This is a genomic window from Shewanella sp. T24-MNA-CIBAN-0130, from assembly GCF_040310185.1.
GTDB lineage: Bacteria > Pseudomonadota > Gammaproteobacteria > Enterobacterales > Shewanellaceae > Shewanella > Shewanella psychromarinicola.
This window is the reverse complement of sequence record NZ_JBEOPP010000006.1, coordinates 107913-123406: the sequence shown is the minus strand read 5'-3', so window position 1 is coordinate 123406 and position 15494 is coordinate 107913. Positions and strand designations below refer to the sequence as shown.

Below are 15494 nucleotides of genomic sequence, written 5' to 3'. Positions count from 1 at the left end.
TTTTTTGTTTGCAGGTTAAGCGTAGCGTTCAAAAAGCAAGCTCTCATGCGATAGCCCTAACCTTGGAGTGTGTTAAATGGCGAGGGAGGTTAAAATGAATAAGATTAAGTTTGCAATGACTTTGACAGCAGCATTGATCCTATGTGCTTGTAATAGCGATGATGCTACAGACAAAGGTGAGTTGACTATCGCGATATCAGACGCACCAATGTCAGGTGTTAACGAAGTAGGCATGGTGTTAGATCAGCTTGTTGTGAAAAATCAACAAGGTGAAGAGCAGCGTATTACGTTGCAAAATCGTGAGTTTAATTTACTACAGTATCAAGGAATGGAACGTAATTTGGTGCTGAATAAATTTCAACTCAAAGCAGGTCAATATAATGATGCATATATCAGCATCGTACAAGGTGATGGTAATCAAGGCTCATATATTAATAATGCCCAAGGGCGCTTTGCTCTAGAAGCCGAAGAGGGAAAGTTACCACTTCGAAATTTCCAAGTAACCGCGAACAAGAACTTGGAAATGACAATGGAGATTAATCTCTATAAAGCGTTAACCCAGCAGCAAGATAAATTCCAATTGCGACACCGAGGCGTGTGGTCTGTCGATAATGCAGATATGGGGCATTTACGTGGTGATGTTGATGCTCAGTGGATTGCAGATTGTGAAACTACCTATGTCGATTTGGCTGACAATGGTATTTTTGAGCATCTAGCCTATCTATATCCAGCAAAAGTGACTGAATTATCCATGATGGCCGATATGGGATCGACTCCGCCTGACGGGTTAACTGAGCCGATTTCAGTGGGTCCTGTTTTTCAGGACAACCTAGGTGATTGGCACTTTACAATGGGTTACTTACCGGCTGGCGATTATCATGTGGGATATACGTGCCTAGGTCATCTTGATGATCCTGAAGCAGATAATATTACAGATGGGCCATTTGTAATATTTAAAGATGCTGGCGCAGTTACCGTCGAGGCGGGCACGACAGGGGGACATCTAAATATTATGGATTGCAAAGATTAGTGGCCTGAACCTAAGGACCTATTTATTCATGAATGGGTCCTTTTTAGTTTTAGTTTTGTCAATCCTTATAATCGTGCCACCCATTTTTCTACCCTTGAAACGTTCACCCAAAACACTAGATTAAGTAGCCCAAGACGTTACCAAAAAATGGGTTGTCGACTGCCAGCACGTCACTGGGTTACCTGCACTACTATTACCGTTCCATTTTTATCGCTATATCACCTAACAACACTCAACACCACTAAATCAATATGATGAATTGGGCGTGCTCTCAGGGTTGATTTCACCGTAAACCTCTTCAGGATCAACATCATTAATCAATAACATTTCCCTAACGGTTTCAATGTGATCTAATATCTTTTTGTAATCATCACCATACTCATATTTAGTGACTTCAATTGATTTAGGCATGTAGGTAAACGCAATTTTCAATGCGTTTAAAGCAGGTCCATTCATTTTTTCACTTATTTCCTCACTCATATAAAAAATTCCTCATCTAATTGTTTGGATTTTAAAGCGCCTTATTTAACTTGACCACTTCACGCAGACTTGCGATTGATTGTGTAAGTAAAAACCAGGCGAGTTATGTCGGTCCGCTGGAGTAAAAATAACCATGCTACATTATATGGCCCAACTTTCTCTAGATACCTTTGGCTAGCTTATTAGGCCGCTCTCTCATGGTTAACATCCGTATTTCAACAAAAGGATTTTGAACCGCGCTACGGGGATACAAATAAAGTCGCTATCCCTCCGAAATACAACATCAGCAAAATAACACTTTCCAAACCAATGTTCCCTAGCCCGTGGCGCTCACGATAGATCAATCCCATGATAAGCACACATGTCATCAGCATCGAGTTGGCGAGCCAGAATTGCTCGGCGCTCGAAATGGCAGCATAAATAGAGCCTTCTCTATAGGCTAAATCCGATGCTGCGATGAATAGCGTGTCAAATGCATTGCCGCCGATAATATCACCGACAGCCAAGTTTGGCGCGCCCATCCTAACCGCGGTGATGGCGACAACGAGTTCAGGAACTGACGTAGAGACGGCCGTAAACACTCCGCCGACAATGCTGTGTGACAAACCCGTTTTATCCCCAAGAGGTATTGCAAGTTGCGCGAGACCCCAACCAGCCAAGGCGACAATAGCCGCATAGCCGATAAATTGTAGCCAGAGCCTCCAAAGGTGACGGCTGCGATAGCGGTGACCCGCTGGTTCTGATGCAGTGTCGGCCGTCTTTCTCGGAAACCACATCGGCATGTGGTGCATACGGGCCAGCAGATGAACACCAAAAATATATGCAAAGATCACAATCACCGTCGCCGGATGGACGGCGAAGAAGCTGATAGTCGGGAAAGATAACGCTAGCGCATGGATGCTTAGTAAGGTCAGAAGAAAGGCTGACATGAATAGATTTTCAGCGGATGCAGCTGCGTGCTCCAGGTTCGCGCGCTTGTATGCAATATCAGCTAAAGCAAGAAACACGGTTTGTGCCGCTATGCCTCCTAAGCCGTTGCTTACTGCCAGTTCCGCGTATCCCGCGGCAGCGGCTGAAACGGAAGTCGTGATCCCAGACAGCGATGTTGATGCACCAATGAAAACCGCTCCCATAAGTGCTTCACCTAAGCCCGTATTGTGGGCAAGGTCGCGTGCGGTTTTAGTCATCTTGATACCAAACCAACCGATGATAGTTGTGATGCCAGCGAAGGCTGTCACAACAACCGCCAGCGACCAGCTGCCTGGGTCGACTATCATGTGAGTACTCCAAACATCCTGTTAGAACTCAATAATAGCAGTCAACAGCCTTTTTTGAATACCTATGATTGAGGTAAGTTTGCTAGCTTAATAACCCGTTTGGAATAAACACAGACGGCGCCAGTGAATCTGTATTCAAGATAACAATTTAGTCTTCATGGGTTGTTCTTTTTGCAAGGCATAAATCGCTTGTTGGACTTGGCCGATGCTTAATCCAGATTATGCACTTTTACGACTATTCAAACGGGAATAAGATAGATTTCATTCATTAATTACCCTCGAGATGTGTAATCGTCGTGACCAATATGCCAGGTCCAACTCAGCAGAAAGGCTTAGTACGAATCAAGTTAAAGAAGTGGTTAGTTTTATAAACTAGTATTTAAGCACAGAGCCAGTGTTGGCTGGATGAGGTCCCTCTGCCGGTGTTTTTCAAGCTCGTTTTCACTCTACACTTTCACCATCTTCGGTTAATGTCAGTAAAGCACCTACTGCATTTTTAAATGAATGGCCAAATTCGGTGATTATTTTCAACCTATTTTCTGCAGGCATATTCAAGTAATAGCAAAATAATAATGAAGATAATGGTGTAATAACGAGGCGGGATTACCGGGACAAAAAGTTAACAAACCAGTTGTGATGCAACTGGTTTTTAGAGCGTAAATCAAGTTAACAGCTCTGATTGAGGCTAACTTATAGCTAACTTATGACGACTTATGTCGTTTCTGCTTGCTTGGCCGCAATATAACTGTCGATAACCCGCTCAAGTAAGTCCAGAGGCATCGCGCCATTTTTTAAGACTGCATCATGAAACTCGCGTAGATCAAACTTATCGCCTAAGCTGTCTTTTGACTTTTGACGCAGCTCTAAAATTTTCATCATACCCACTTTATAAGATGTCGCCTGACCCGGCATTACAATATAGCGCTCAATTTCAGACACCACATCGCGCTCAGCACGGCCGGTATTATTGGCCATATACTCGATAGCCTGCTCTCGGGTCCACTTTTTATGGTGAAGCCCTGTATCGACAACTAACCTTACTGCTCGCAGTAACTCATCCGTAAGACGACCAATATTATCTGCAGGTTTTTTTTGAAACCCTTGCTCATAGGCTAAGCGTTCAGCATAAAGAGCCCAACCTTCGTTGTAGGCGGTAAAAGGGGCAAAACGTCGAATAAGTGGCATACCTTCCAGTTCCATCGCAATAGAAACTTGAAAATGATGCCCCGGGATCCCCTCATGATAGGCTAAGGTTCTCATGCCGTATTTAGGCGTTGTTTTGATATCGTACAAATTAGCGAAGAAGCGTCCTGGACGAGTACCATCCAATGATGGACCTTGGTAATACGCACCTGGTGCTGTTTTCTCTTTAAATTCAGGAATACGGACCACTTCCATTCCCGCTTTAGGGCGAATATTAAATGTCTCACCTAATCCTTGGTCAACTTCATCTAATATTGTTTGATAATCTTTTAGAATTTGTGCGCGGCCTGCATCGGAATCGTCATAATAAAACTCTTTTCTGGCAGAAAACTCATTCATTGCCGCCAAATATCCATTTGAAACATCAACGCCTTCAGCGTCAAAAATGGCCATCATTTCTAGGTGAATACGCGCCACCTCAGACAAGCCCAAGTCATGAATATAATCTGCGCTGTAATCTGTAGTGGTAAAAAATCGCAATGCTAATTTGTACGCTTTATCACCATCAGGCAAACGCCAGTAACCATCGTCAGTACCGGCTTTCGTTTTTAAGGTATCAAAGTAATCAATAAACAGGTCATAAGCTGGGTATACCGCATCACGAATAGCGACATCGGTTTGGGCTAAAATAGTTTGTTTATCTTCGTCACTGATGTCCTCAGCTTTATCCATTTTGGTTTGTAATGAGGTATACAGAATATTGTCTGTGGCAGGAGTCGCGATAAAACCGCGCATTTCATCTAACACGCGATCAATAACAAAACGTGGAGGAATGATGCCCATTTGTTCGCGTTTCTTAAGCCCCAATAAATATTGACCAAACTTGCGATTAACTTCTCCTAATCGTGACAAATAATTGTGCGCATCTTCTAGAGTATTCACTTGGTGAGTCGATTCCATAAAGCTTGGAAAAGCGCTTTGAATACCAAACATTTGGTTAGCGGGATAATTATGATATTGATATTTTTTGAACTCATCCAACATATCTAATAAATACAAGGCCACGTCTTTCGACAGTTGTTGATTTTCATCTAAATCAACATTTTGATATTGCATTAACCCCTTACGAAACTCGACCAATTCATCAAACATAGCTTGATCGTTGGCGGGATCAACATTATCTAAGTGAGCGTTATGACCTGTTATGCCTATTGACTCCAGAAAGCCTAATGACGTTAATGTTTCTGGGTCTTTAAAGGCCATTTTGACCAATGCTCGGTCGAGATAAGCCCTAAATAAAAAAGGTTTGTCTGCATACCATTCGTGTGCGGCAAATCCCCCACCCAGTGTCGCTAGTCCTAAGGTACCTACTGCGATCCATTTTAATGATTTCTTAATCATATCCATTCCTTTTGAAATACCTACATGACGAAAATAAGCATGACGATTATTACGTTAATAATGACAGCCGACATTGTTAACAATAAGTTAACACGCAATAGGTGAGCTTGCAGAATTTTGATATTATTTCAGGAATTTAAACAGTAACCGAGTGTAAATACCCAAACAAAATTGAAGCGAGCAAAGTGGACCAACGATGCCATTTCTCTTACGCCTGTTCTTCTAACTGAATAACATCATTTTTTTCAGCTTGGATGACGATAGCCTTTTGTGACTATTTGACGAGGAAAGGCACTAGGCTTAATCAATGACCAGATGAGTGAATCTTTGTTTTATCAAATTTTATTATCTACCTACAGGGTTAAATAATCCTTATTGATAGTCGTAAAATCAGTGAGTTAATGTTATTTTGCTTCGAGCAATGGATTTCTATCGCCTTAAAACAACAGCAATTAAAAGGATTTAACCCCATGAAAAACACGCTAGCGGCCATCACACTGGCACTTTGCTTAATTCCAGCCACCTCTTTTGCCCGCGATGATATTGGTAATTACTCTGTCACCGATGCATTAAGCACAGAGCAAGCAAACAATAAACTTGGCACAGATATAAGCTTTTATTTTGGCGATCAAGTTTATGGCGAACCTCAGCAGCAATTTGGTGAGTTCAGTACTAGCAAAAAAACTAATGCCTTTAATAAATCAGATCTTGAAGCCTGCCATTGGGTATTTTTATCGGCAATGATTACGCTCAAAGAGCGTGCAATTAAAGAGGGCGGTAATGCTGTCATTGGAATAAAATCTAATTATAAAAACAATCTGACTAGCAGCAATGACACTTTCCAATGCGGTGCAGGCACTTTCGTTGCTGGCGTTGCACTGACTGGCAAAGTGGTCAAATTGTAACCCATTAACAGCCAAGCATTCACCGAATTGCTTGGCGAAGTCTCAATATAATGATTATTTAACCTCAACCAGGGCACAGATGTGCGGTTATTTAACCAAAAATAACGTCATCGCGATTAATTTACGGTATGCTTAGCAAAAATGTTTAACAGCAGCCATTAATGCCCACCAATATCATTACTATGTTCCCTGAGTCGGCCGATAAGTCAGCGACTCCCCTAGCAATAAACTCTGCAGAACAGCCCGTAGCGGTGACGTGTTCAACTTGCCAAGCCTGTTGCTGCCGTCTTGAAGTGATGCTGATTACTGAAACAGGGGTGCCTGATGAGTATATTGATAACGATTCTTGGGGTGGAGAAGTGATGCTGCGGCTCGATGATGGTTGGTGCGCGGCGTTAGACCGAGACACTATGATGTGTTCGATTTACGAAAAGCGTCCGTTAATATGCCGTGAATTTGAAATGGCTGATTATGAATGTATTATTGAGCGTAAGAAATATTTACCGGAATAAATCAACATGACTAAAATATCATCACTACATGTTGCTGAGCGTAAATCGTGGCACCGAGCCTTCACAGCTTATTTTATTAAAAAATCTGCTCCCAAAGCTGAAATAATGTTAACGCTTGCTTGCACTTTATAGCCGTCGGTCTTTATCATAAGTACAATTTTTCAGGGCGAATAACCTTGCTTGTTCCGGCCCATTTCCAGCTTATATTTTACCTTTTCCAGGAGTAACCATGCCAAAAGTCAATCTGCTGTTATTATGCGGCGGTGGCGGTGCTGAACATGATATTTCGCTGATGTCGGCCCGTTTTTTTGAGTCATCTCTGGCTAAGTCAGATAAATTTTCAGTACTTAAATTAGTACTCGACAAGCGCGGACATTATCATACAGAAGACGGTAAATCATGCGATTTAACCAACCGTCGTGAAATCCGTTTTGAAGATGACCGCTCCCCAATATGGCCTGTTGATTATGTTATTCCGTGCATTCATGGTTTTCCCGGTGAGACAGGCGATATCCAATCTTACTTTAATTTAATCCAACTGCCCTACTTTGGTTGTGAGTCAGAAGCATCGAGCAACTGTTTTAATAAAGTCACCGCAAAAATGTGGTTTTCGGCCTTAGGCGTCCCTAATACGCCATACATTTTCTTGCACCAATTAAATGCTGATGCGATTAAACAAACCGAAGCGGCATTTGACAATTGGGGCTCGGTATTCGTGAAAGCGGCCTCGCAAGGTTCATCGGTCGGTTGCTATAAAGTCGATGTGAAAGCTGATATTGCCAACGTGCTACAAGACGCGTTTCGTTATGCCCCTTATGTCGTGGTTGAACAAACGATCCATGCGCGTGAATTAGAAGTGGCCGTTTATGAGTACCAAGGTAATGTGGTGGCAACCTTGCCTGGGGAGATTATTTGTAATACCAATACTTTTTATTCGTTTGAAGAAAAGTACGCCAAAAATAGTCAAGCTCGTACCGACGTAGTGGCAGATAACCTCAGCCCTGAAATCAGTCAGCAAATTCGTGACTATGCGGTAAAAGCATTTAAAGGAATGAAATTACGTCACTTATCGCGCATCGATTTCTTTTTAACCCAAGATAATCAAATCCTCCTAAATGAAATCAATACCTTTCCAGGATTAACGCCTATTTCAATGTTCCCGAAAATGTTGCAAAACCATGGTCACGATTTCACTGAATATTTAATTGATGCGATTGGACAACAGCTTGATTTAACGTAAGCGTTTTACTTAAGTCAGCTCGATAAAATAAACAAAGGCCAGCAAATTGCTGGCCTTTATGATGACATTAACCAATAAGTTAGAACCCTTCTACACCCGCCATATCAGGTAATTCGTGTGCAATCCCCTTATGACAGTCGATACAGGTTTTTTCACCGCTAGCCAGAGACGTTGAATGCATTTGTGATGCACGCGTAGACTGACGAGTGAAATCCATATAATCGAAGTTATGACAGTTTCGACACTCTAACGAATCATTGGCTTTAAGGCGTTTCCATTCATGCTCAGCCAGCTCGCGACGCTTACCTTCAAACTTTTCACGCGTATTGATGGTACCAAATATTTTGCCCCACACTTCCTTAGACGCTTGCATTTTACGGGCAATTTTATCGGTCCAGTTATGTGGTACATGGCAGTCTGGACACGTTGCACGTACCCCACTGCTGTTAGTAAAGTGAATGGTGCTTTGTAACTCTTTATAGACGTTATTTTCCATCTCATGGCAACTAATACAGAATTGCTCACTGTTGGAGAGTTCTAAAGCAGTGTTAAATCCACCCCAAAAAATTACTCCAGCGATAAACCCGCCGATAGTCAAAAAGCCTAAACTGTAATGGACACTCGGACGACGCAATACTTTCCACACCAGTTTTAGTTGCTCAAACAGTTTTGCAAACATAGTCACTCCTAATGCTTAACCGCGGCTTTCGCTTTAATTAATTGTTCAATATCGATAAAGTCATTTTCAACTAGTAACTTGGCATCTAATTGCGGTGCATGACATTGAGTACAGAAATAACGCCGTGGTGATAGATTAGTTAAGAAGTTATTATCCCGATCCATATAGTGAGTCACACTGACCATTGGCGCGGGTGAGCCACTGGTACGAGAATGACACTGGAGACACTTATTCACTTTAAGATCAATTTGATAACCATCAATTTTATGTGGGATAATCGGTGGTTGCATCGGATAACTACGTACCTGCTTAACATCGTTATTGACCACCTTTTGCATCGCAGGTGGTGTCGGTTCGATATTGATTGGTGCTAAACGTAATGTGTCGATTTTGTCTTCAGGTACGCTGGTAGCCATTACACTTACAGAGAAACCTAATAACGCGATAATCGATAATAATTTACCTGTTTTCATGGTCTGTCTCCTTAAGCCTTAACAATTTTTACGGCACATTTTTTAAAGTCTGTTTGTTTTGACAGTGGATCTGTCGCATCTAACGTTACTTTATTAATGAGTTGGCTGGCATCAAACCAAGGTACAAATACTAAGCCAACTGGCGGCTTATTACGTCCACGGGTTTCAATACGGGTTTTAATCTCACCACGACGAGATATCACTCTAATTTCATCACCACGGCGTAAACCACGCTTTTTAGCATCATCTGAATGCATAAAACACACCGCATCAGGGAAGGCTTTATAAAGCTCAGGGACACGTTGAGTCATCGAACCTGAATGCCAATGTTCAAGCACACGACCGGTAGACAACCAAATATCGTATTCTTCATCTGGCGACTCGGCAGCAGGTTCGTAAGGTAATGCGAAGATAACCGCACGGCCATCAGGCTTACCATAAAACTCATAGTCGCTACCGGCTTTAACATAAGGATCAGAACCTTCACGGAAACGCCATTTAGTTTCTTTGCCATCGACGACCGGCCAACGTAAACCATGCTCTTTGTGGTACACATCAAAGTCAGCTAAATCGTGACCATGGCCACGGCCAAAGGTAGCGTATTCTTCGAACAAGCCTTTTTGGACATAAAAACCAAAGTGCTTAGCTTCATCATTCAAATACTTAGGGTCAGCGTCGGCTAATGGGAATTTATCAACGTTGCCATTTTGATAAAGCACTTCATATAAGGTTTTACCTTTAAATGAAGGGTTAGCCGCTAACACGTCAGCTGGCCATACTTCGTCAGTAGTGAAGCGCTTTGAAAACTCCATTAACTGCCATAAGTCTGACTGTGACTCACCTGGGGCCTTGACCATTTGATGCCAGAACTGGGTACGACGTTCAGCGTTACCATAGGCACCTTCTTTTTCGACCCACATGGCTGTAGGTAAAATCAAATCGGCAGCTTGAGTGGTGACGGTTGGATACGCATCAGACACCACGATAAAGTTTTCTGGATTACGATAACCCGGCAAGCCTTCTTCGTTAATATTGGCGCCCGCTTGGATATTGTTGTTCACTTGAACCCAGTAGCAATTGAGATCGCCGTCTTTTAAGCGACGGTTCTGCTCAACCGCATGATAACCCGGTTTAGGCGGTATAATGCCACTTGGAATATGCCAAATCTCTTCGGCACGCTTTCTGTGCTCAGGGTTAGTCACTACCATGTCTGCAGGTAAACGATGTGAGAATGTGCCCACTTCACGCGCGGTACCACAAGCAGAGGGTTGACCTGTCAATGAGAATGGGCTGTTACCTGGAGTCGAAATTTTACCCACTAGCAAGTGAATATTATAAATCAGGTTATTACACCACACACCACGAGTATGTTGGTTAAAGCCCATGGTCCAGAATGAGGTGACTTTACGGTTAGGATCAGCATAAAGCTCAGCCAATTCGATGAGCTTATGTTCTGGTACACCCGATAACTTACTGACTGACTCAACATCGTAATCGGCAACATATTTGGCAAATTCGTCAAAAGTCATCGGCGTAGAATCACCTGCCGTCGCCACGTTTTTGGCCTTCATTTCTAAAGGGTGTGTAGGACGCAAACCATAACCAATGTCGGTAGTTCCCTTGCGGAAATTCACATGCTTTTTAACGAAATCTTTATTGACTTTGTCATGTTGAATAATGTAATTGGCAATAAAGTTAAGCATCGCCAAATCGGTTTGTGGGGTGAACACTATGGATAAATCAGAAAGATCAAATGAACGATGTTCAAAGGTAGACAATACCGCCACCTTAACGTGTGGCGCACTTAAACGACGATCAGTTATACGAGTCCATAAAATAGGATGCATTTCTGCCATGTTTGAGCCCCAAAGCACAAACGCATCGGCCGCTTCCATATCATCATAGCAACCCATTGGCTCATCAATACCGAAGGTGCGCATAAAGCCACCGACCGCAGATGCCATACAGTGACGAGCGTTAGGATCGATATTGTTCGAGCCAAAACCGGCTTTCATTAGCTTAACCGCGGCATAGCCTTCCCACACAGTCCACTGACCAGAACCAAACATACCAACCGCTGTTGGGCCTTTGGCTTTTATGGTGGCTTTCCAGCGTTCAGCCATAGTATCGAATGCTTTCTCCCATGTAATAGGAGTAAATTCACCATGTTTGTCATACTTGCCGTCCGTCATACGTAACATTGGCGTTTGCAGACGATCACGTCCATACATAATTTTAGACAGGAAATAACCTTTAATGCAGTTTAAGCCGCGGTTAACTTCACTTTTTGCATCGCCATGAGTGGCAACGACTTTACCATCGCGAGTGGCAACCATGACGGAACAACCTGTGCCACAAAAACGACAAGGGGCTTTGTTCCATTCTAATTTGGTTTGCTCAGAGCTAGTGATTAGGTTACTTGCACTCGTTGGTAACGCTAAGCCCGCAACACTTGCCGCTGCGATAGCGGCATTGGCTTTCATAAAATCGCGTCTATTCATATTCATACTTCACCTTCTTCAAGCTCTTCACTTTGGTGATACACCATGGTGGCAGTCAACACACCCGGAATAGCATTAATCGTTGATATATCATCCATCAAGGATCTTTGGCTCGGGCCTTCAACGACGACGACTAATTTAACGTCATTATTGGCTGATAACTCAGCATTCTCGATCGCCATAATTTGCTGTCTTACGTCAGCCATTTTATCTGGGTGTACTTGGACAATTAGGCTGGTTACGTGCAGTTCATTGCTCATATATCGCTCTCATATTGTTTATATTTTGAGGATTAACCCGCGCCTGGCGGCCCGGTTAAAATTTGGCTAAACCAGATGCTAAATCCAAGTGCGCTAACCAGTAACACAGATAAAATGGGGGCTAAAAAAACAGTCAAAAAGATAAAAATCTTTAACTCCAGACCCTTTTTGCTTTCGGTATCATTACTCATGGACCCTCCAAGAGTGGGGGATAAAAAGCAACAAATTATCATCACTTTGCTGCTTCATCATTAGGACTCGTGAGAATTTTAGCGCTAATCAAAGAACAAACTATATACTCACAAATTGGTAAAACGAGGTTAATATGATCTAGATCATCAATTTACATAAATCATTATCAAGTTGAGGGTTATTAAGCATAAATATTGATTAAATAAAGACTTACTTACCGATGTTATGACCAACTTCACCCTTTACTAACATTGAGTATAAGACACAATGAGAGGCTTCCCGCGATTAAAGGTTAGGTAATGGTTGATAGCCGGGGTTTGAAATGTGCGCTGAGGCGTTAGTGCTTGAATAAACAAATTTTAATTGCAGTGACCTTAATTGACTAAACAAGACTCCCTATCGCTAGCAGAATTTAACCGTCGCGATGTTGTTGAATTGCGCAAGAGAGGACTGAAATGACACTTGATGTAACATGGCGGCTCGGGTATTGATTATGTAAATGAATAATCACAGCTTAAGATTATAAATGCCGCGCTAAACCGAGTTAAAGATAAATATTCAATCTTGGTTCAAAAAAAACACCCTAGCCAACTCCCTTGAAAAACACCCCCCCACGACTTTCACTTTGCTCGGATGATGGGGTTTTCTCGCCAAATTAAATAAAAAAACCGATACTCAGTATCGGTTTGATATGTTCGTCAGCATAAATAGATTAATTAAGGCGATAACGCAGTACTTTTAATGATTTTTGCTCATCAATATCTGCAAAAACTTGCGGATTAGCAATTCGCTCAACATAAGTTAATGTTGGCGCAGTGCTAGCCACTTGTTGCATCAAAAAATCACAACCTAGCTCGGGCGCATTTAAACATAACAACACTTCACCTTGTGGAGCGAGTAAATCAGGCAGGCGTTTTAGTAGCCGATCATAATCTTTAGTGGCGACAAAACTGCCGCGTTGATTACTGGGTGGATCGGCCACAATCAAGTCATAAGGGCCAAGCTTGGTTAGCTTACCCCAAGATTTAAAAATATCATGGCCTAAATAACGCGCCCCAGCAGGTAAGTCATTTAATACATGGTTTTGCTTACCAATGCTTAACGCTCCTTTACTCATGTCCATGTTAACCACTTCATCTGCGCCGCCTTGCAAAGCGACTACCGAAAAACCGCAGGTATATGCAAATAAATTTAACACTTTTTTATGTTTAGCATGCTGCTTGACCCAAGCTCGGCCGTTGGCCATATCTAAAAACAAACCGTGGTTTTGTCCGCGCAAAAGATGCACTAAAAAATGCGCGCCATTTTCGCTGACCACGTGCTGTTCAGGTACTTGTCCATACAACAATTCGCTCAAGGTTTGGCCACCTTGGCGGTATTGGTAGACCAAATTAAGTGGCTCATTTGGGCGTTGTTGTTGCCAAAAATTCACGATTGCAGTCACTAATTCATCGAGTTGCTCGCTTTCGAGCATTTTAAAACTGGTGAGTAATAACACCGGTTTGTACCAATCTAAACACAGATGCTCATCGCCTGCATATAACCCTCCACGACCGTGAAATAAGCGGAAAACATCATCACCTAGGGTCAAACTGGGTAGTACTTGTAAAAAACGCTTCATACACTCTCTTACTTTATCAGCTTATACAATCGATAGGATCAGGCATCAGTGGTTGATGACTTGGCTTTGGCAGCATTGTCGTTATCGTTATCATTTTCAGCGGCATTGCCAACACCCTTACTTGATTCTGTTTCAGTCGCCGCTAAAGTGTCAACTTCATCATTACTCGCAGATCCACTGAGCGTTTCCTCAACATCATCCGATAATAAAATAGCCAACCAACTACCCGATTGACTCGACTCAAGACCAATTTTAACAATCATGGTCAATGGCACTGACAACAACATCCCAACAGAGCCAAGCAGCCAGCCCCAAAAAATTAATGATAAAAAGACCACTAAGGTAGACAGTCCAAGGCCACGTCCCATAAAACGTGGTTCAACCACATTGCCCATCACCATATTGGTACCCACATACAGTAAACCGGTAATACCCGCAGCACCTGGGCCCATTTGGATAAAAGCCAATAACACGGCTGGGATGGCGGCAATAATGGACCCAATATTAGGAATATAGTTAAACAGAAAAGCAATCACCGCCCACAACAACGCATAGTCAACCCCAATGATGCTCAAGCCAATGCCTATCACAATCGCAGTGGCTATACTGACTAAGGTTTTTATCACCATGTATTGATTAACCGAATGTAAAAACTTATCGATTTGCTGGAGTCGCATATCGGGGTCATCTAACGCTAAATGGAATTTTTTAGGTAACGATTGTGCTTCAAATAACATAAAAACTATGGTCAGAATGATCAGAAATAAATTAGCCATGACATTGCCGACCCCAGAGAGCATGTTGGTGGTCATGGATAACGCCATACCAGGGTCAAAGTAGTCGAGCACTTTTTGCTTAGATATCTGAATATTAAAGCTTTGCAGTTTTTCAAGCACCCAAGCAAATTGCTCAATTAATTGCTGACGATACAACGGCATTTGCTGGGAAAATTCATTCACTGAACTGCCAACTAAACTGGCCAGCCACAGTCCCATTAACACAATAAACCCCATTAATAAGATGATCGACAGCCATTTAGGGATATGAAAACGCGACATCAATCGAATGGCAGGATTACAAATCACTGCTAAAAATGCAGATAAGACAAAAGGCACCACGATAGGGCTGGCCGTTTTAATCCCTGCTAAAATAATCACCACGCAGGCCATTACCACAAAACTGCGAACAGCCATGGGGGATTGTTGTATTCCTTTCATAGGGTGAAAAATCCTTATTGTTGCTTATTAAAATGATTCTATATGCTAAGCTAAACCCAGTAACATATTGCAATCTAAGTTAAAAATTATTGTCTATTCATATTCAGCTGATGCCAATATTGGCATTCAACCACTTTCAGGGACTTACTGACATAATATGAAACCAGAAACTGCCATTATACGCATTAAAAACTTACGTTTACGTACTTTTATTGGTATCAAAGAAGAAGAAATTAATAATCAACAGGATGTTATCATCAACGTGGTGATCCATTATTGTGCCGATAAAGCCCGCAACAGTAACAACGTAGCAGATGCATTGAATTATCGCACTATTACTAAAAAAATCATTGCCTTGATTGAGAATAACCGATTTTCTTTATTAGAAAACTTAACGCATCAAACCCTCTCTATTGCCAGTGGACATGATTGGGTTGAATTTGCCAGTGTTGAAATCGATAAACCCCATGCACTGCGCTTTGCAGATTCAGTGTCGATGGAATTATGCTACCAAAAACCGCAGTAGCAGCTATGTTACTCGCAGAATTTGTGATCATTTTTTA

At 42.2% G+C, this 15494-nt stretch carries 15 protein-coding genes; 5 read left to right on the top strand and 10 right to left on the bottom strand.

Annotated features, from left to right (window positions below; translation table 11 throughout):
- The first annotated feature begins 94 nt into the window (after positions 1–94).
- Positions 95–1030, top strand: coding sequence for a DUF4382 domain-containing protein (locus tag AAEZ02_RS04220; RefSeq protein WP_157822162.1), 936 nt, complete (start codon positions 95–97; stop codon positions 1028–1030).
- Between the two features lie 246 nt (positions 1031–1276).
- Here the strand turns inward: AAEZ02_RS04220 and AAEZ02_RS04215 are convergent, their stop codons facing one another.
- The 3 genes from AAEZ02_RS04215 to AAEZ02_RS04205 form a co-directional block, all read right to left on the bottom strand.
- Complete coding sequence (locus AAEZ02_RS04215; RefSeq protein ID WP_351074885.1) at positions 1277–1498, bottom strand: penicillin-binding protein; 222 nt, start codon at positions 1496–1498, stop codon at positions 1277–1279.
- A 251-nt stretch (positions 1499–1749) separates the two neighbouring features.
- Positions 1750–2787 carry a sodium:calcium antiporter gene (locus AAEZ02_RS04210; RefSeq protein ID WP_198554718.1) on the bottom strand — a complete coding sequence of 346 codons (1038 nt, stop codon included), beginning with the start codon at positions 2785–2787 and terminating at the stop codon, positions 1750–1752.
- 711 nt (positions 2788–3498) lie between these two features.
- The gene (locus AAEZ02_RS04205) at positions 3499–5331 is read right to left on the bottom strand and encodes a DUF885 domain-containing protein (protein WP_351074779.1); all 1833 of its coding nucleotides are present in this window, start codon (positions 5329–5331) and stop codon (positions 3499–3501) included.
- A gap of 470 nt (positions 5332–5801) precedes the next feature.
- Between AAEZ02_RS04205 and AAEZ02_RS04200 the strand changes: the two genes are divergently transcribed.
- The 3 genes from AAEZ02_RS04200 to AAEZ02_RS04190 all read left to right on the top strand — a co-directional run bounded on the left by AAEZ02_RS04200 (position 5802) and on the right by AAEZ02_RS04190 (position 7988).
- Positions 5802–6236 carry an excinuclease gene (locus AAEZ02_RS04200; protein WP_101034634.1) on the top strand — a complete coding sequence of 145 codons (435 nt, stop codon included), beginning with the start codon at positions 5802–5804 and terminating at the stop codon, positions 6234–6236.
- A gap of 161 nt (positions 6237–6397) precedes the next feature.
- A complete protein-coding gene (locus tag AAEZ02_RS04195; protein WP_206191863.1) occupies positions 6398–6748 on the top strand; it encodes a YkgJ family cysteine cluster protein in 351 nt (116 codons plus the stop codon).
- Between the two features lie 229 nt (positions 6749–6977).
- Positions 6978–7988, top strand: coding sequence for a D-alanine--D-alanine ligase (locus tag AAEZ02_RS04190; RefSeq protein ID WP_124013358.1), 1011 nt, complete (start codon positions 6978–6980; stop codon positions 7986–7988).
- A 79-nt stretch (positions 7989–8067) separates the two neighbouring features.
- Here the strand turns inward: AAEZ02_RS04190 and AAEZ02_RS04185 are convergent, their stop codons facing one another.
- The 7 genes from AAEZ02_RS04185 to AAEZ02_RS04155 all read right to left on the bottom strand — a co-directional run bounded on the left by AAEZ02_RS04185 (position 8068) and on the right by AAEZ02_RS04155 (position 14931).
- Positions 8068–8667, bottom strand: a complete 600-nt coding sequence (locus AAEZ02_RS04185) for a cytochrome c3 family protein (RefSeq protein ID WP_502959585.1) — start codon at positions 8665–8667, stop codon at positions 8068–8070.
- A gap of 8 nt (positions 8668–8675) precedes the next feature.
- Positions 8676–9140 (bottom strand): nitrate reductase cytochrome c-type subunit, encoded by a 465-nt coding sequence (locus AAEZ02_RS04180; protein WP_101030360.1) that lies wholly within the window; start codon positions 9138–9140, stop codon positions 8676–8678.
- 11 nt (positions 9141–9151) lie between these two features.
- Positions 9152–11641, bottom strand: coding sequence for a nitrate reductase catalytic subunit NapA (gene napA, locus AAEZ02_RS04175; RefSeq protein WP_351122087.1), 2490 nt, complete (start codon positions 11639–11641; stop codon positions 9152–9154).
- 2 nt (positions 11642–11643) lie between these two features.
- On the bottom strand, positions 11644–11901 hold the full coding sequence (locus AAEZ02_RS04170; RefSeq protein ID WP_101030359.1) for a chaperone NapD: 258 nt from the start codon (positions 11899–11901) through the stop codon (positions 11644–11646).
- Between the two features lie 32 nt (positions 11902–11933).
- Entirely contained in the window at positions 11934–12092 is a 159-nt protein-coding gene (locus AAEZ02_RS04165) for a periplasmic nitrate reductase, NapE protein (RefSeq protein WP_101030358.1), read from the bottom strand.
- Positions 12093–12805: 713 nt separating this feature from the next.
- On the bottom strand, positions 12806–13714 hold the full coding sequence (locus AAEZ02_RS04160; protein ID WP_351074783.1) for a class I SAM-dependent methyltransferase: 909 nt from the start codon (positions 13712–13714) through the stop codon (positions 12806–12808).
- Between the two features lie 38 nt (positions 13715–13752).
- Positions 13753–14931 carry an AI-2E family transporter gene (locus AAEZ02_RS04155; protein ID WP_351074785.1) on the bottom strand — a complete coding sequence of 393 codons (1179 nt, stop codon included), beginning with the start codon at positions 14929–14931 and terminating at the stop codon, positions 13753–13755.
- A gap of 157 nt (positions 14932–15088) precedes the next feature.
- On the opposite strand from AAEZ02_RS04155, the gene folX reads away from it, so the two are divergent.
- Positions 15089–15457 carry a dihydroneopterin triphosphate 2'-epimerase gene (folX, locus tag AAEZ02_RS04150; protein WP_351122072.1) on the top strand — a complete coding sequence of 123 codons (369 nt, stop codon included), beginning with the start codon at positions 15089–15091 and terminating at the stop codon, positions 15455–15457.
- Positions 15458–15494: the final 37 nt, after the last annotated feature.